14 protein-coding genes are annotated in these 15,539 nt (G+C 71.8%); 6 read left to right on the forward strand and 8 right to left on the reverse strand.

Features of this window, described 5'->3' with window-relative positions:
• Nucleotides 1–53 precede the first annotated feature (53 nt).
• Nucleotides 54–1,313: an MFS transporter gene (locus ACZ6ZQ_RS30505; RefSeq protein ID WP_469771740.1), complete on the forward strand. Its 1,260-nt coding sequence runs from the start codon at nucleotides 54–56 to the stop codon at nucleotides 1,311–1,313.
• A 134-nt stretch (nucleotides 1,314–1,447) separates the two neighbouring features.
• Here ACZ6ZQ_RS30505 and ACZ6ZQ_RS30510 read toward each other — a convergent pair whose 3' ends face one another.
• Nucleotides 1,448–2,578 (reverse strand): glycoside hydrolase family 6 protein, encoded by a 1,131-nt coding sequence (locus ACZ6ZQ_RS30510; protein ID WP_469771756.1) that lies wholly within the window; start codon nucleotides 2,576–2,578, stop codon nucleotides 1,448–1,450.
• Nucleotides 2,579–2,762: 184 nt separating this feature from the next.
• Between ACZ6ZQ_RS30510 and ACZ6ZQ_RS30515 the strand changes: the two genes are divergently transcribed.
• Nucleotides 2,763–3,467, forward strand: coding sequence for a DUF5995 family protein (locus tag ACZ6ZQ_RS30515; RefSeq protein WP_469771741.1), 705 nt, complete (start codon nucleotides 2,763–2,765; stop codon nucleotides 3,465–3,467).
• 15 nt (nucleotides 3,468–3,482) lie between these two features.
• Nucleotides 3,483–4,412, forward strand: coding sequence for an LLM class F420-dependent oxidoreductase (locus tag ACZ6ZQ_RS30520; protein WP_469771742.1), 930 nt, complete (start codon nucleotides 3,483–3,485; stop codon nucleotides 4,410–4,412).
• Between the two features lie 257 nt (nucleotides 4,413–4,669).
• Here ACZ6ZQ_RS30520 and ACZ6ZQ_RS30525 read toward each other — a convergent pair whose 3' ends face one another.
• The gene (locus ACZ6ZQ_RS30525; protein WP_469771743.1) at nucleotides 4,670–6,364 is read right to left on the reverse strand and encodes a flavin monoamine oxidase family protein; all 1,695 of its coding nucleotides are present in this window, start codon (nucleotides 6,362–6,364) and stop codon (nucleotides 4,670–4,672) included.
• 35 nt (nucleotides 6,365–6,399) lie between these two features.
• Nucleotides 6,400–7,212 (reverse strand): carbon-nitrogen hydrolase family protein, encoded by an 813-nt coding sequence (locus ACZ6ZQ_RS30530; RefSeq protein WP_469771744.1) that lies wholly within the window; start codon nucleotides 7,210–7,212, stop codon nucleotides 6,400–6,402.
• 286 nt (nucleotides 7,213–7,498) lie between these two features.
• On the opposite strand from ACZ6ZQ_RS30530, the gene ACZ6ZQ_RS30535 reads away from it, so the two are divergent.
• On the forward strand, nucleotides 7,499–8,050 hold the full coding sequence (locus tag ACZ6ZQ_RS30535) for a Repetin (RefSeq protein WP_469771745.1): 552 nt from the start codon (nucleotides 7,499–7,501) through the stop codon (nucleotides 8,048–8,050).
• Between the two features lie 91 nt (nucleotides 8,051–8,141).
• Here the strand turns inward: ACZ6ZQ_RS30535 and ACZ6ZQ_RS30540 are convergent, their stop codons facing one another.
• From ACZ6ZQ_RS30540 to ACZ6ZQ_RS30560, 5 genes are all read right to left on the reverse strand, one after another.
• Nucleotides 8,142–8,597 carry an Lrp/AsnC family transcriptional regulator gene (locus ACZ6ZQ_RS30540; protein ID WP_469771746.1) on the reverse strand — a complete coding sequence of 152 codons (456 nt, stop codon included), beginning with the start codon at nucleotides 8,595–8,597 and terminating at the stop codon, nucleotides 8,142–8,144.
• A 10-nt stretch (nucleotides 8,598–8,607) separates the two neighbouring features.
• Nucleotides 8,608–10,080, reverse strand: coding sequence for an amino acid permease (locus ACZ6ZQ_RS30545; RefSeq protein WP_469771747.1), 1,473 nt, complete (start codon nucleotides 10,078–10,080; stop codon nucleotides 8,608–8,610).
• A gap of 245 nt (nucleotides 10,081–10,325) precedes the next feature.
• A complete protein-coding gene (locus ACZ6ZQ_RS30550) occupies nucleotides 10,326–10,694 on the reverse strand; it encodes a DUF742 domain-containing protein (RefSeq protein ID WP_469771748.1) in 369 nt (122 codons plus the stop codon).
• Nucleotides 10,695–10,697: 3 nt separating this feature from the next.
• Nucleotides 10,698–11,162, reverse strand: coding sequence for a roadblock/LC7 domain-containing protein (locus tag ACZ6ZQ_RS30555; RefSeq protein WP_469771749.1), 465 nt, complete (start codon nucleotides 11,160–11,162; stop codon nucleotides 10,698–10,700).
• Nucleotides 11,155–13,572, reverse strand: coding sequence for a sensor histidine kinase (locus ACZ6ZQ_RS30560; protein ID WP_469771750.1), 2,418 nt, complete (start codon nucleotides 13,570–13,572; stop codon nucleotides 11,155–11,157). The genes ACZ6ZQ_RS30555 and ACZ6ZQ_RS30560 overlap by 8 nt, the downstream gene beginning before the upstream one ends.
• Before the next feature lie 238 nt (nucleotides 13,573–13,810).
• Here ACZ6ZQ_RS30560 and ACZ6ZQ_RS30565 point away from each other — a divergent pair, with 238 nt between their 5' ends.
• Nucleotides 13,811–14,245, forward strand: a complete 435-nt coding sequence (locus ACZ6ZQ_RS30565) for an SDR family oxidoreductase (RefSeq protein ID WP_469771751.1) — start codon at nucleotides 13,811–13,813, stop codon at nucleotides 14,243–14,245.
• 8 nt (nucleotides 14,246–14,253) lie between these two features.
• Nucleotides 14,254–15,267, forward strand: coding sequence for a GDSL-type esterase/lipase family protein (locus ACZ6ZQ_RS30570; protein ID WP_469771757.1), 1,014 nt, complete (start codon nucleotides 14,254–14,256; stop codon nucleotides 15,265–15,267).
• Nucleotides 15,268–15,539: the final 272 nt, after the last annotated feature.

Consider the following 15,539-nt stretch of genomic DNA (forward strand, 5'->3'; position numbering starts at 1 on the left):
TCTATTTATCAGGCAGGGTTCCTGATAGTTTACGCGCCACGGCCCAGGGGAGGATGACAGGGATGTCGAGTGACACGGTCTTCGACAAGGCACGGCTGATCAGGGCGCGGTACGCCGTGGCAGCCGTCTTCTGTGTGCATGGCGCCGTGACCGGCAGTTTCGCCACCCGGATCCCCTGGATCCAGGACCATGCCGGGGTCGGGGCGGGCCAGCTCGGCCTGGCCCTCGCGTTTCCCGCGATCGGCGCGTCCCTCGCGATGCCGCTCGCCGGGACGATCAGCCACCGCTTCGGCGCGCGCACGGCGCTGCGCGGACTGCTCGCCCTGTGGACGCTCGCCCTGATGCTCCCGGCCCTGTCCCCCGACGTGTACGCGCTGTGCGCGGCGCTCTTTGTCTTCGGCGCCACGGCCGGGATGTCCGACGTCGCCATGAACGCGCTCGGTGTCGAGGTCGAGAACCGCCTGGACCGCTCGATCATGTCCAGCCTGCACGGCATGTGGAGCGCCGGCGCCCTGATCGGCTCCGCCGGGGGCACCCTCGCCGCTCATCTCGGCAGCGACGCCCGGCTCCACCACGCCCTCGCGTCCGCCGTCCTCACGATCCTCGGCCTGCTGGCCTGCCACGGCGTACTGGACCTGCGCCACACCCCGGACGAGGAGCCGCCGCCGCGGTTCGCGCTGCCGCCGCGATCCGCGGTGATCATCGGCGCGATCGGCTTCTGCGGGGTGTTCGCTGAAGGGGCGAGCCTGGACTGGTCGGCGGTGTACCTGCGGGATGCGCTGGGTACGTCGGCGGGGCTCGCGGCCGCGTCCACCACCGCGTTCGCGCTGACCATGGCGGTCGCCCGCCTGGCGGGCGACCGGGTGGTGGACCGCTTCGGGCCGGTGCGTACCGTCCGGGCCGGAGGGATGCTGGCGACGGCCGGCGGGGTCCTGGTGGTCCTGGCGCCGCACCCCGTGGCCGCGATGGCGGGGTTCGGCTGCATCGGCCTCGGGATCGCCGTGGTCGTACCGCTGGCCTTCGCAGCTGCGGGGCGCAGCGGCACGAACCCGAGCCAGTCGATCGCGGGCGTCGCGACGATCACGTACACCTCGGGGCTGATCGCGCCGTCGGCGATCGGCGGGATCGCGGATCTGACCTCGCTGACGGTGTCGTTCGGGCTGGTGACGGTGCTGACGTTCGGGCTGGTGGTGGGGGCGGGGGTGCTGCGTGGCAGCGCGCGTGGGGTGACGCCCGCCGCGTCCGGGTCGGCCACATCGGCCCCGGCACCGGGCCTGCGGGCATGGGAGGACCCCCAGCGGGGCTCGAAATGAGCCCGTCCGGGGGCCTCGGCCCTTGATCGAGTCCAGCTGTTCCGCCGTCGGCCGCAGCGACCCGGACGCCCGCGGCCGTTGCCGGCCGCGGGCACCTTCACGTACGACTCCGGCGGCGATGCCGGGGGCAGCGGTCAGCCGGTCGCCAAGTCGTAGGCGTAATCGGGTGTGAAGGTGCCGGCCGCGCCCCTGCAGCCGTCCGACTCCCCGGGCAGCTTGATCCACAGAAAGGCATCGATCCGGGCCTCGCCGGTCTCGGTCGTCGGCGCCCTGCCGAGCGCCCGGCCCGCCGGGTCGCACCACTCTCCGGCTGCCGGGGCGCCGTTGCCGTTGCGGCTGGTGTCGATGACGGCACCCAGGCGCGCTGGTCCGCCCAGCGCAGCGAGCACCTCCCGGGCGTACCGCGTCTCGTCCGCCGTGCTGTGGAAGTTGGAGACATTGGTGAAGATGCCGTCCGACGCGGTCACGGCGCCCGCCGCGCGCAGCAGAGCCGCCTGCTGCGCGGCCGGGTGCCAGCCGGAGTGGCCCGCGTCGAAGTAGACCTTCGCCTGGGGGCCGGCGGCCTTCAGTGTGCGGGCGGCCCGGGCCAGCGCGGCGAAACGCGCGGTCCGGTCACCGTCGGAAAGGCAGTCCGAGAGCGCGATCGAGTCGGGTTCGAGGACGACGATGACCGGCTCGTCGCCGAGCCCGGCCGCGAACTCCGCCATCCACCGGTCGTACGCGGCCAGGTCCGGCGACCCGCCCTGGGACGCGCCGCCGCAGTCGCGGCCGGGGATCACGTACGGCACGAGGACCGGCACGCGGCGCGCTGCCGCCGCCGACGACGTCACCGACCGCACCTCGTCCCTGATCTCACCGGGGTTGTGGGAGGTGAACCAGACCGCGGCCGGGTGGGCGGCGATCCGTGACTCGATGAGGGGGCGGCGTGGGTCGTCGCGGTTGGCCCGTATCCAGTCGAGGACCTGCGACTGCGGATGGCGGTACAGCCGGGCGCCGACGTCGGGCGTCTCCCCGCGCGGGGACGGCCGTGCCGACGGCCGGGACGAAGGCTTCACCGACGCCTCGGGCGGCGCCGCGGGCGTGGGCGGCGCGGACGTCGACGGCCGCGCAGGCCACGTGGTGCTGGGCCGCGCGGGCAGCGGAACCGTCACGGGTGAGCTGCTCACCTCCGGCCGGGCCGTCTCCCGCTCGTCCGCATCGCCGACGGCGGAGACCAGTCCGGTGACCGTGCCCACGGCCACCACCGCGGATGCCGCGACGGCCATGACGCCGTGGCGCGCGGCCCGGCGCCGCGCGACGCGTTCCGCCCGGCGCTGGGTACGTACGCCGCCTGACACCTCGCGTGCCCCCTCCCCCTGGCGGCCGATGTGACCGGTGCCGTTCCCCCGTTCTGGGGAAGCCCCCGGCCGGGCGGCCCGTGTCCGAGCCTAGGGCTGGGACGCTGCCCCCATGGCGCAGATCGGAGAGTTCGCGGCCCGGAACGACTCCTGCCCGCCTTCGGTCGACTCGGTGGTGGCGCGGATGCGCGCGTTCCGCTCCGCCTGGCCGGCGGCCGACGGGGTTGCGGTCTTCAACCGGGTGTATCTGGCGGTCACGGAGGAGCTCGCCGAGCGGATCGACCGTGGTGAGTTCCCCGACCGGCGGGCCGCGGCCACGCTGGACGTTCTCTTCGCCGAGCGCTATCTCTCGGCCGTCGAAACGGTCGCCGTGGAAGGCCTCCCGCCCGCCTGCTGGCGTCCGCTGTTCCAGTACCGCCGCCATCCCGGGGTACGCCCGGTGCAGTTCGCGCTGGCCGGAATCAACGCGCACATCGGGCACGATCTCGCGCTGGCGGTCGTGGACACCTGCCGTACGCTCGACTGCGAACCGCCGGACCTGGAGGGGGAGTTCGACCACGTGGGCGACATCCTCACGATGCTGGAGGAACGCATCCGCGAGGATCTGATGCCAGGGCCCGATCTGCTGGAGGTCGCCGATCCGCTCACCCATCTGCTCGGCTCATGGAGCCTGGAGCGGGCCCGGGACGGCGCCTGGTCGGCGGCCCGGCTGCTGTGGCGGATCCGGAAACTTCCGGAACTCGCCGGTGAGTTCACCGAACGGCTGGACACGGGTGTCGGGCTCGTCGGGCGCTGCCTGCTCACCCCCTGGCCCTGACGCGAAGGAGTGCACATGACGATCCGGCTCGGACTCGGTCTCCCGCAGATGAGGCAGTACGACATCGGCCGCGACATCCCCGCGGTGGCCGCGGCGGCCGAGGGGATCGGCTACGAAAGCCTGTGGGCGTTCGAGCGGGTGCTGTTTCCCGAGCCCGCCACCCAGGGGCTGTACGGCGTTCCCGGCCTCCCCTGGCCCGATCAGTACCGCAATGTCGCCGAACCGACGGTGTCGCTGACCCTGGCCGCCGCCGCGACCAGCCGGGCGAGGCTGGGCACGAGTGTGCTGATCGCGCCGCTGCACATCCCCTTCCAGCTGGCGCGTACGCTCGCCACGCTCGACGCGGCGAGCGGCGGGCGGGTCGTCGCCGGCTTCGGCACCGGCTGGTCCCTCGACGAGTACGCCGCGGCGTCCGTCGCCCCGTTCGACAAACGCGGCGCGGTGCTCGACGAGCTGCTGGACGTGTGCCAGGCGGTGTGGGGGCCGGACCCGGTCGCGTACGAAGGCGAGCTGACCACCGTGGCGCCCTCCGTCGTGGGCCCCAAACCGGCCCGGCCCATCCCCGTCCTGCTGCCCGCTTTCAGCCCGCGGGCCACGCGCCGGATGGTCGACCGCGCGGACGGCTGGATGCCGGTCGCGGCGGGCCCGCAGCAACTGGCCGACAACTGGCGGCGCGTTCAGGACGTCGCGGCCGAGCGCGGCCGCGAGCGGCCCCTGGACGTCGTCGTGCGGGCCAACGCGGCGTACAGCGAGAAGCCGCTGGAAAACAACGACCGGCAGCCGTTCCACGGCAGTGTGGACCAGATCGTCGAGGACCTGGCCGCTCATGTGGCACCCGGCCTCGGCGAGTTCCTCATCGACCTGCAGGGCACGACGCGGGACGCGGAGGAGCTGAAGGACGTCGCGGCGGCCGTGTACGAGGGGGTGCGGGCCGCGGGAGTCTGACGGGCGAACGGAGCCGCCGCCGACCGGGGTCACCGGTCGGCGGCGGCTGGTGCGACCACCCGGGGCCGACCGGGTCGCGGTCGGCGGCGGGGGTTCGTACATGAGGCCCGGTGCCCTTGCCCAGGGCGAGTGAGCCGAAGGGGCGCGCGACTGTCGAAAGGGAGAACGCGCGCAGGTCCCGAGGAACGAGGGACTGAGCACGATCGACTGTCGACAGACGCTGAAGCGCCCCGGAGGCGAACCGAGCCAGGAAACAGTCAGTCTTCCGGAAGCTCCACCGGAGCGATCTCGTCGAAGACGTCACCAGGGCCGGGGTTGGTCGAGTCGGTGGCACCGCCGAGGTGGTGCATCACGCCCCACACCGCGTTGAGCGCCGTCTGCACCGCGCCCTCGGCCCAGCCGGCCGTCCAGGAGATGTCGTCGCCCGCGAGGAAGATGCCGCGCTTGTCGGCGGGCAGCCGGTCCTGCATGAAGTGCGTGAACAGGCGCCGCTGGTAGCGGTAGTGCCCCGGCAGGTTCGCCTTGAACGCGCCCATGAAGTACGGCTCGTTCTCCCAGGACACGGTCACCGGGTTGCCGATGATGTGCTTGCGGATGTCGACCTTCGGGTAGATCTCGCCGAGCGACTTGAGCATGACCTCCATGCGCTCGTTCGCGGACAGCGGCAGCCACTTGAGGCTGTCGTCGCACCACGTGTACGAGAGGCAGATGACGGCCGGCTTGTCGGGACCGTCGTCCAGGAGGTACGTGCCTCGGGTCATGCGGTCGGTGAGCGTCATCGACATGACGTCCCGGCCGGTCTGCTCGTCCTTGTCCAGCCAGAACGGCCGGTCGACCGGCACGAACAGCTTGGACGACTCCATGTAGTGGGTCCGCTCCATCGCCGTCCAGTGGTCGATGGGGAAGAGCGAGTCGTCGCAGGCGATCTTGGAAAGCAGCATCCAGGACTGCGCGGTGAAGATCGCGGCCTGGTACGTACGGATGTCACCGGACGCGTCCGTGACGGTGATGCGGTTGCCGGCGGTGCGGTGCAGCCGGGTCACGGCCGGGCGCGGCTCACCCTCGTGCAGCTTCGCCAGCGACGTGCCCTGCGCCCAGTGCACGATCTTCTCGGGCTCGCGCTCCCACAGCCGCAGCGGCAGCTGCTGGGAGCCGCCGACGATGCCGCGGTGGTGGTCGTCGGCCTCGGTGTAGACGACGCGGAGGATCTCCAGGATGGAGTTGGGGAAGTCGGTGTCCCAGCCGCCGGTGCCGAAGCCGACCTGGCCGAAGATCTCGCGGTGCCGGAAGGACTTGAAGGCCTCGGAGTCGCAGAGGAAGCCGTAGAAGGTCTGGTTGTCGAGCTTCTCGACGAGCTTGGCCCAGATCTCGCGGATGCGCGGCACGTCGCGCTCACGCATGGCGCGGTTCATGTCCGAGAAGTCCGCGCCCTCCTCCAGACAAGCGTTCCACGCGTTCATCACGTCGCGGTAGACCTGCGGGAGGTCGTCGATGGTCTCCGCGTAGTGCGACTCGCCCTTGAGGTCCACGACCGTCGAAGGGGTCGACTCGGCCAGGGGGTTGGGGAACGCCTTGGTCTCCAGGCCCACCAGGTCGATGTAGTGCTGGAGCGCGGTCGACGACGGCGGGAAGCGCATGGCGCCCATCTCGGCGGTCAGCTCATCGGTGCCGGTGCCCTCGAAGCCGACCGTGCGCAGCCGTCCGCCGATCTGGTCGGCCTCGTAGACGACCGGCTTGAGGCCCATCTTCATCAGCTCGTACGCGGCGATGATGCCCGACAGTCCGCCGCCGATCACGGCGACCTCGGTGCCGTGCTCGGTCGCGGGTATCTGGCCGAGGCCCGCCGGGTGGGCCAGGAAGTCGTCGTACGCGTACGGGAAGTCCGGCCCGAACATGGTGATGGGCGGCTGCGCGTCGGTGTGCGGGACGGCGGTGGGCACCGTGGACGTCATGGGGTGTTGCTCCTGGTGTGGCGGGACGAGAGGTCTTAGCGGGCGAGCGACGCGTACAGGCCGGGGCGGCGGTCGCGCAGATACGGATTGGCGGCGCGCGAGGCGGCCAGGAAGTCCGGGTCGGCGTCGCCGAGCACCAGCTCCTCGCCGTGTCCGGCGCGGGCCCTTGCGATGCCGTCGGGGCCGGCCAGGCAGCTCAGGCCGACGAAGTCGAACTCACCCTCGCCTCCGGTCCGGTTGACGTACGCCACGTACATCTGGCTCTCGAAGGCGCGCACCGGGACGAGCTTCTCGGCGACGAACTGGAAGGGGTGCATCTGTGCGGTCGGCACCACCAGCAGATCCGTGCCGGCGAGGGCGTGGGCGCGTACGTTCTCGGGGAACTCCACGTCGTAGCAGATCAGGATGCCGATCCGGAGACCGCCGAACTCGGCCTGGACGACGGGCTCGTCGCCCGGGGTGAACCACTCCTGCTCGAAGCAGCCGAAGAGATGGGTCTTGCGGTAGTTCGCGAGGCGGGCGCCGTCGGGGCCGATGAGCTGCGCCGCGTTGTAGACCCTGTCCTCTTCGGCGCCGGTGCCGCGCTCGGGGTAGCCGTAGAGGACGGCGACGCCATGGCGGCGGGCGATCTCGGCGACGGTCTGTGCGGAGGTGCCGTCGGCGGTCTCGGCGAGGCGGTGAATGCCGGAGCCGATCGCGTACCCGGTGAGGAACATCTCGGGGCAGACGAGGAGCCCCGCGCCCGAGGCTGCGGCACGTGCCGCGTGGGTGTCGAGGATCTCGAGGTTCTTCGCGATGTCGCCGGGGGTCCCGGAGCTCTGGAGCAGGGCGGTACGCAGCGGCGGCATGGGCGACCTCGGAAAGGGTGGAAGGGGACGTCAGGGCGACGTCAAGAACGGTACGTTCCGGCGATCGGCCCGGACAAGGCGGGACCGTTGCGTTCCACGTGTCGATCCATTGCGCGAATGCACCACTCTGCGGCGATTCATTGTGTGTGTCTCCTACCGGGGTCGCACACATCCCCCGCCGGACGGCGGAGGAGGGTCACGCCCGGGGCCGATGTTCCGGCGGGCGCCGGCCGGAACAGTGGTGGGTGCCAGGTCACCTGCCGAAAGGACCCATATGAATGGCCGTATGAATGGCCGTACCAGAGCCGCCGCACTCGCCGCGGCACTGCTGATCACCGCCGGTGCCACAGGCTCCGCCGTCGCCTCGGGGGATGGCGACGGAGGCGGCCCGCGCGAGGCGGCTGCGCTGACCGGAACCGCGAAGCTGTACCGGTCCGAACCGCACGACATCACCTTCACCTTCGACGCGCACCTCGCCGCCGAGGACGAGCGTGACCCGATGGCGGCCACCGGCACCTTCCGCTTCAGCCACCGCTTCCCGGACGGGAAGAGCGGCTGGGCGGAGGCGAAGGTCGACTGTCTGCTGACCGGCGGCAAGGTGGCGGTCGTCACCGGCGTGGTCACCGCGTCGGACCTGGACAACGTCGTGGGCAAGCGGGTCGGAGTGACCGTCCACGACCAGGGCAGGCGCGACCGGCTGGGTTACAGCTGGGCGGGCGTGGGCACGCCCCAGGACCAGATCAGGGATCTGCCGAAGTGCGTGAGCTCCGCGCCCTTCGAGAAGGTGAAGTCCGGCACCGGCGACTTCACGGTGCTGCCCTGGCAGCCGCCGCTCTAGCCCCGGCGGATCCGTCGGACGGATCCGCCGGGCAGGTCCTGGGGCTGTCCGTGCCCAGGGCCTGATCAGCCGGACAGGGCCTGGGGGCCCGCTACGCCGGCGAGCCCGAGGAGAACCGCCTCAGCAGCGGGGACAGCACCAGTACGGACTTGGTGCGCTCGACGTACGGCTCGCCGGCGATCCGCTCCAGCACGCGCTCGAAGTGGCGCATGTCGGAGGCGAAGACCTGGACGATCGCGTCCGCCTCGCCGGTGACGGTGGAGGCGGACACGACTTCCGGGTAGCGCTCGAGGCCGCGTTTGATGGTCTCGGGCGAGGTGTTGCTGCGTGCGTAGATCTCGATGAAGCCTTCGGTCTCCCAGCCCAGTGCGGCCGGGTCGACCCGGACCGTGAAGCCGGTGATGGCTCCCTCCGCCCGGAGTCTGTCCACGCGCCGCTTCACGGCGGGCGCGGACAGACCGACGAGCGAGCCGATGTCGGCGTAGGAACGACGAGCGTCCTCGGCGAGGGCGTGGACGATGCGTTCGTCGAGATCGTTCAGTCGCACAGGGGGTGGATCACTTCTCTGCTGTTGCCAGTCGGGAGCGGCGAAGGCCGTACAGGAAGTAGAACACGAGCCCGGCGACCATCCAGCCACCGAACCACAGCCAGGTGATGGCCGGGAGGCTCCACATCATGTACGCGCAGAAGGCGAAGCCGAGAATCGGGGTCACCGGGAAGAGCATGACCTTGAAGGTGCGGTTCATCTCGGGCCGCTTGTAGCGCAGGATCACCACGGCCACGTTCACCAGGGCGAAGGCGAACAGCGTGCCGATGCTGGTGGCGTTGGCCAGTTCACCCAGCGGGATGAAGGCCGCAAGGGCGCCGCAGAAGAGCGAGACGATCACGGTGTTCGCGCGGGGTGCGCCGGTGCGCTCGTTCACCTTGGCGAACACCTTCGGCACGAGTCCGTCGCGGGACATCGCGAACAGGATGCGGGTCTGGCCGTACAGCACGGCGAAGACGACGCTGGCGATGGCGATGACCGCGCCCGCGGCGAGCACCACGCCCCAGAAGCTCTGGCCCGTGACGTCCTTCATGATCTGCGCGAGCGCCGCGTCGGTGCCCTCGAAGTCCTGCCACGGCATCGCGCCCACGGCGACCAGCGCGACGAGGCAGTAGAGCACGGTGACGATCAGCAGCGACAGCATGATCGCGCGCGGCAGGTCCTTCTTCGGGTTCTTGGCCTCTTCACCGGCGGTGGAGGCGGCGTCGAAGCCGATGTACGAGAAGAAGAGCGTGGCCGCGGCGGCGCTGATGCCGGTGACGCCGAGCGGGGCGAGGGGGGCGTAGTTGCCGGCCTTGATGCCCATGAAGCCGATGCCGATGAAGAGCACCAGCGTCACGATCTTCACCATGACCATGATCGTGTTGACGCGGGCGCTCTCCTTGGCGCCGCCCATCAGGAAGACCATGGCGAGCAGCACGACGACGAGTGCGGGGAGGTTGATGAAACCGCCCTCGCCGAGCGGTGCGGACACCGCGCCGGGGATGGTCACGCCGATCGTGCCGTCGAGCAGCTCGTTCAGGTACTCGCCCCAGCCGACGGCGACGGCTGCGACCGAGACGCCGTACTCCAGGACCAGGCACCAGCCGCAGACCCAGGCGATGAGCTCGCCCATGGTCGCGTAGGAGTACGAGTACGAGGAGCCGGACACCGGGATGGATCCGGCGAGTTCGGCGTACGACAGCGCCGAGAACAGGGCGGTGAGGCCGGCGACGACGAACGAGATCGCGACGGCGGGGCCGGCGAGGGGGGTGGCCTCGCCGAGCACCACGAAGATGCCGGTGCCGAGGGTGGCACCGATGCTGATCATCGTCAGCTGCCACATCGAGAGCGAGCGGCGGAGGCTGCCGCCCTCGCCCTGGCCGCCCTCGGCGACGAGCTGCTCGACCGGCTTGCGGCGCATGAGGCGGCTGCCGAGCCCGAGAGCCGGGCCGCCGGGGTCCTGCTGGGGAGTGACGGGTGGCGCTGCGCCGTGATCCAACACTGGGGAGGCTCCTTATCGCTGCCTATCGGGAGGCGGCGACCGAGGCGGTTCCCGTGCGTGGGCATGGCTGAGCAGCCCTGAGCGGGGGGAATCGCCGAGCAGACGGTCCCCGCCACTCCACGTACAGCGAGGACCTTACGAGGTAGGCGTTCCCGACCGTAATGCATGAGCTTTGCGCACCCGCGCAAGATCATTGCGTGCTTGCGGCGGCGACGGAGGATCGTTGCACAGTCGCGCAAAAGTGTTCAGATCTCACGCAGACGGTCGGCGATCTCGCGAAGGAGTGACGGGTCGTGCGACCCCCGGCGGGCGGGCGGCTCCGAGATCCGGACCAGGCCCGCCTCGACCAGGTCGACGAGCAGGACGCGTACGACGGTGAGCGGCAGATCGGCGTCGGCGGCGACCTCCGCGACCGGACGCGTCCCACGGCGGACCAGCTCCAGCAAGGAGCTGCGGGCATGGTCGAGCCGCGGCTCGGGCCGGTCCCATTCCGCCGCCGTGACCTGCGACATCAGGTCGATGTGATGCTCCGCGGCGGGACGGGTCCGGCCCCGGGTCACGGTGTACGGCCGCACCATCGACCCGGTTTCGTCCTCGTACCAGTGGTCGTTCACGGGCTATCTGTCGGCGGCCTCGGAGACCGAGCGCGCGGGGACGGCCATATGCCGGCCGACGCGCCTGACCAGGAGCGCCATTTCGTGGGCGAGCTGCCCGACGTCGGTTTCGATGTCGCTGAGCACCGCCAGCCGGCTGCCGTCGCCGGCGGGGGTGATGAAGAGATAGGCGCCGTCGAGCATGACCATGGTCTGCCGGACCTTCCCGGCTGCGAATCGTGAACCGGCTTCCTTGGCGAGGCTGTGGAAGCCCGCGCAGACGGCGGACAGATGCTCGATGTCGCGCGCGGGCATGCCGCGGGAGGCGCAGGTGACCAGCCCGTCCGCGGTCAGCAGCACGGCCTGCCGGACGTGGTCCGTCCTGGCGAGCAGATCGTCGAGCAGCCAGCCGAGGTCGCCCGCGGCGGTCGTGCCCTCGGGGTGGTGGTCGCGATCGTCGCTGCCGCCGTGATCGTTCCGCTCAGCCATCGTGGCCCGTCCCTTCGTCGTTCGTACCGGAGCGCTCGCCGGACTCCGGCGCGGCCTTCCGGCCCCGGTCGAGTCCGCGCTGGAACGCGCCGAAGATCGTCCTCATCTCGTCCGCGCTGATCTCCCGCTCCGGCGCGGCCGCCTGGTCGGCGTCCGCGTCCGCGGGTCCGTCGCGCAGGGGGGCGGCGAGCGAGGCCTGGCGTACGCGTGTGGGCAACGCCCGCGGCCCGGAGCCGCCCGCCGGCTCAGCCGACTGAGCCGGCTCCGCACGTTCCGCGCGCTCCCCGCGGCCGCTCTGCGGGCCGGACCCGTCGCCGTCGCCGTCGCCGGCCTTGCGTACGCGCCTGGGCAGCGTACGGATGACGGCGCCGCCGGTCGGGGGCGCGGAGCTGGACGACTCGGAGGCGGCGGCCTGGGAAGTGGCCCGCTCCTGTGCGGGCGCCGCGGCCCGGACCGGCGCGATCCCCGCCGCAGCCCGGACCGGCGCGGCCTGCGGCGCGCTCTCCCGCGGGGAGTCGGGCTCGGGCTCGACCTGGGCGACGATCGCGTTCGGCAGGAGGACCACCGCCGTGGTCCCGCCGTACGGCGAGCGGGTGAGAGTGACGGTGATGCCGTGCCGCCCGGCGAGACGGCCGACGATGTACAGGCCCAGGCGCTCGTCCTGGACGGGGTCGAAGTCGCCCGGCCTGGCGAGCGTCCGATGGGCCCGGGCCAGCTCCTCGGAGTCCATGCCCAGGCCGCGGTCGTCGATCTCCAGCACGAAGCCGTTGCGGGCGGCCCCCGTGCGCATGGTCACCTGGGTGTGCGGCGGGGAGAAGGCCGTTGCGTTCTCGACGAGCTCGGCGACGAGGTGGACCACATCGGCCACCGCCTCCGCGCCGACGCCCACCTCCGGCATCGGCGGCACGACGACCCGCGTGTAGTCCTCGATCTCACCGACCGCCGCGGCGACGACGTCTACCAGCGGAACCGGCCTTCGCCAGCGCCGCCCCGGTGCGGCACCGGAGAGGATGATCAGGCCCTCGGCATGGCGTCGCATCCGGGTCGTCAGATGGTCGATCCGGAAGAGGTCCTCAAGGGTGTCCGGGTCGGTGGTGCGGCGCTCCAGCGTGTCGACCAGCTTCGACTGCCGGTGCACCAGCGCCTGGTTCCGCCTCGCGATGTTCAGCAGTACGGCGAAGATGCCCCGCCGCAGCGTCGCCTGCTTGACGGCGGCCTCGACGGCGGCGCGCCGCGCCGCGTTCAACGCCCGCCCGACCTGCGTGATCTCGTCCGGTTCGCGGTCGTCGTCGCCGAAGTCGAGCGGCGGGGCGGCGGCGGCCGCGTCGACGTCCTCGCCCGCACCCAGCCGCTCCATCACCTCGGGCAGCTGACGGGTCGCCAGGACGTCGGCCGCGTCACGCAGCTCCTCCAGCCGACGGGCGATACGCCGGCCCGCGCTCACCGAAAGCCAGATGGACAGCCCGACGGCGACGAGACCGACGCCACCCACGACGGCGGCCTTGACCATCTCGCGGTAGGCGAAGGCCCGTCCGCGCTCCGCCGCGTTGCGCGCCGACTCGGTGCACAGCAGCATGTAGCGCTTGACCGCCCGGTCCGTCGTGGTCCGCCACGATTCGGCGGCCATGGCCCGGCCCGCGCCTGCGGCACCGGCCCGCAGCAGGGCGTCCTCGCCGGAGGCCAGCGCCCGGTACTCGGCGCCGCGCCGGAAGTCCGTGAACAGCTTCTGGGAGTCGGCCGGGAGGTCGGGGACGTACGTGCGGTGGAAGACGCGCCGGTCCTCGATCGTGGCGGTGAGCGTGTCGTACTGGCTGTCGGTCAGGCTGCCCGCGGCGCGCGCCCCGGCGACGAGCGCGTCCTCCCGGGACACGAACTCCCGTACCCGCACCAGTTCCACCACGACCTGCGCCTCACGGGCGAGCTGCCCGGCCTGCAGGGCCGTGAGCGTGGACTGTACGTCGAAGGTCGGCTCCACGATCGCGGTGTACGCGTCGACGGCCCGGTTCCAGGTGATCGTCCGGTCGAGGACCTGGTCCCGCAGACCTTCGAGCCGTGCGGCCGCGTCGGCCATGGCGTCCAGGGACTGTCGTTGCCGCGCGGAGAGATCCTCGCGCCGCTCCTGGTCGCCGAGCGCGTCCCGCATGGCCTCGACGGCCCGGTCGGTCGAGCGCTGCTGCTCCAGCAGCGCGGCGGCGTCGGCCGTACCGTCGGCCCGCTGCCCGGCCCCCAGATACGCGGCGGCGAGCCGGCGTTCGATCTGGATCTGCCCGACGGCCGTGTCGACCGGGGTGCCGAACGCCTCGTAGATGCCCTCGAGGCGGATCAGGGCCCGCAGATCTCCCGTGACGGACACCATGGCGAAGCTCCACAGCGTCATCAGGGCGACGATCGGCAGGACGGTGAGGGCCACGATCCGTCCACGGATCGTGGGACGGCGCAAACGCCGGCGCATGGACTCCCCAGAACGTTCGGGACGACTGACCAGCGGCGGTTACCGCCCGGTAGGCGCAGTCAAGCTACGCGACATGTCCTCAGTGGCGCAATGCTCCCGCCGGTAACGGCAGAGGCGAGGGCACGACACCTCCATTGACACTTCGTCAGGTCTGCTGCACGGTGCCGCGGAACTGCCGACAACGGGAGGGATGGGCATGGATCTGGACGTGCTGTACGAGATCGACGTCCCGCGGCCGTGGGACGGACCGCATCCCCACGGGCAGCGCGCGGCAGCGGTGTCGGGACTGACGGGTGCGCCGCTGCACGCCGCGTACGGCGCGGCCAAGGCGGGCCTGGTGTCGCTGGTGCGGTCGGCCGCAGTGGAGCTCGGCCCGCACGGGGTGCGGGTCAACGCCGTCGCGCCGGGGGTCGTCTGGACCCCGCGGGTGGCCGGGCTGCTCGGCGAGGAAGGCCGTCGGCGCAATGCCGCGAACGCCCCGCTCGGCCGGGTCGCCCGGACCTCCGACATCGCCTGCGCGCTGCACTTTCTCGCATCGGACATGTCCGCGTACGTCACCGGCCAGACACTGGTGGTCGACGGCGGGGTGGCCGTGAAGTTCCCGTACCCGACGATCGGAGGCCCGACGTGACGCCGGACATGCCCTGGCTCGAACCCGGACCCTTTCTGCGCGGGGTGGCCTGGCGCGACGGTGAGCGCGCGGTGCGTGCCGATCCGGCCGACACGGCCCGGCTGCCGTGGGACACCTGCGAGCGGGCGGCGCTGCCCATCGGCGTACGGCTGGAGTTCACCGCGCCGGACGGGGCGCGGGCGGTCCAGGTGCGCTACCGCGCCGCGGTGCCGGGCCCGACGGATGCCCTGCGCGATCTCGCGCACTGCTTCGCCCTGTGGCAGGACGACCGGTGTGTCCACGAGTCGTTCACCGAGCCCGCCGAGGAGGCGACGACCACGATCCGGCTCCCGGCCGGCACGGGCCCGTTCACGATCCATCCGCCCGAGTCCCAGTCGCCCGTGTTCCTGGGTCTGCGCGGGGTGGGCGGGACGGTGGCCCCCGCGCCGCTACGGCCTCGCTGGCTCGTCCACGGCGACTCCATCACGGAGGGCTGGTGGTCGACCCGCCCGGCCCACTCCTGGCCGGCCACCGTCGGCCGGGCCCTCGGCCTGGACCCCGTCAACCTCGGCTACGCGGGTGCGGCACGCGGTGAACTCCCCACCGCACAGCAGCTCGCGGCCCTCCCCGGCGATCTGCTGACCATCGCCTTCGGGACCAACTGCTGGTCCCGGATCCCGTACTCGGCTTCCCTGCTCTACGAGACGACGCGCGCGTTCGTCACTCTCGTACGCCAGGGCCACCCCGACACTCCGCTGCTGCTGCTCTCGCCCGTACTGCGCCCGGACGCCGAGTCGACGCCCAACGCCCTGGGCGCCACGCTCGCCGAGCTGCGTACGGCCATGGAGGACGCGGCCCGGGACCTCGTCTCGGCGGGCGACAAGCAGCTCGCGCTCCTCCCGGGCGGCGCTCTACTGGCACCGGAGCACCTGGCGGACGGTCTCCACCCGAACGACACGGGACACGCCCTGCTCGCGGCGGCGGTGGCGGACGCCCTGCGCACTGCGGGGTTCACCGGCCCGGCGGTCACCCCTGCCGCGTGACGCTCTCCGGCCGCCCGGCCCGGGCGGGGGTACGGGAACGGCCCCCGGGAAGATCCCGGGGGCCGTTGTCGTGGCGCTGAGCTGTCGGCACCGGCTGGACGTACTTGGATGAGTCCGACAACGCAGCGAGCGGGCGTGCCAGGCGTCGTGGGCCAGGCGGGACTTTCGCAACACGCCCTAGTCTTCTGAGTCAGGAGTTCTGTTTAGATGTGTAGGCTTGGCTTGTGGCACGTACTGGGCGGCCGAAGGCCGAGTTGACGCTGTCGGATGAG

The sequence above is a fragment of the Streptomyces sp. NPDC053673 genome, assembly GCF_055585225.1.

Coding starts and splice junctions, on each gene's coding strand:
- ACZ6ZQ_RS30505 (WP_469771740.1), top strand. CDS start 54: ATGACAGGGATGTCGAGTGACACGGTCTTCGACAAGGCACGGCTGATC.
- ACZ6ZQ_RS30510 (WP_469771756.1), bottom strand. CDS start 2,578: ATGGCCGTCGCGGCATCCGCGGTGGTGGCCGTGGGCACGGTCACCGGA.
- ACZ6ZQ_RS30515 (WP_469771741.1), top strand. CDS start 2,763: ATGGCGCAGATCGGAGAGTTCGCGGCCCGGAACGACTCCTGCCCGCCT.
- ACZ6ZQ_RS30520 (WP_469771742.1), top strand. CDS start 3,483: ATGACGATCCGGCTCGGACTCGGTCTCCCGCAGATGAGGCAGTACGAC.
- ACZ6ZQ_RS30525 (WP_469771743.1), bottom strand. CDS start 6,364: ATGACGTCCACGGTGCCCACCGCCGTCCCGCACACCGACGCGCAGCCG.
- ACZ6ZQ_RS30530 (WP_469771744.1), bottom strand. CDS start 7,212: ATGCCGCCGCTGCGTACCGCCCTGCTCCAGAGCTCCGGGACCCCCGGC.
- ACZ6ZQ_RS30535 (WP_469771745.1), top strand. CDS start 7,499: ATGAATGGCCGTACCAGAGCCGCCGCACTCGCCGCGGCACTGCTGATC.
- ACZ6ZQ_RS30555 (WP_469771749.1), bottom strand. CDS start 11,162: ATGGCTGAGCGGAACGATCACGGCGGCAGCGACGATCGCGACCACCAC.
- ACZ6ZQ_RS30565 (WP_469771751.1), top strand. CDS start 13,811: ATGGATCTGGACGTGCTGTACGAGATCGACGTCCCGCGGCCGTGGGAC.
- ACZ6ZQ_RS30570 (WP_469771757.1), top strand. CDS start 14,254: ATGCCCTGGCTCGAACCCGGACCCTTTCTGCGCGGGGTGGCCTGGCGC.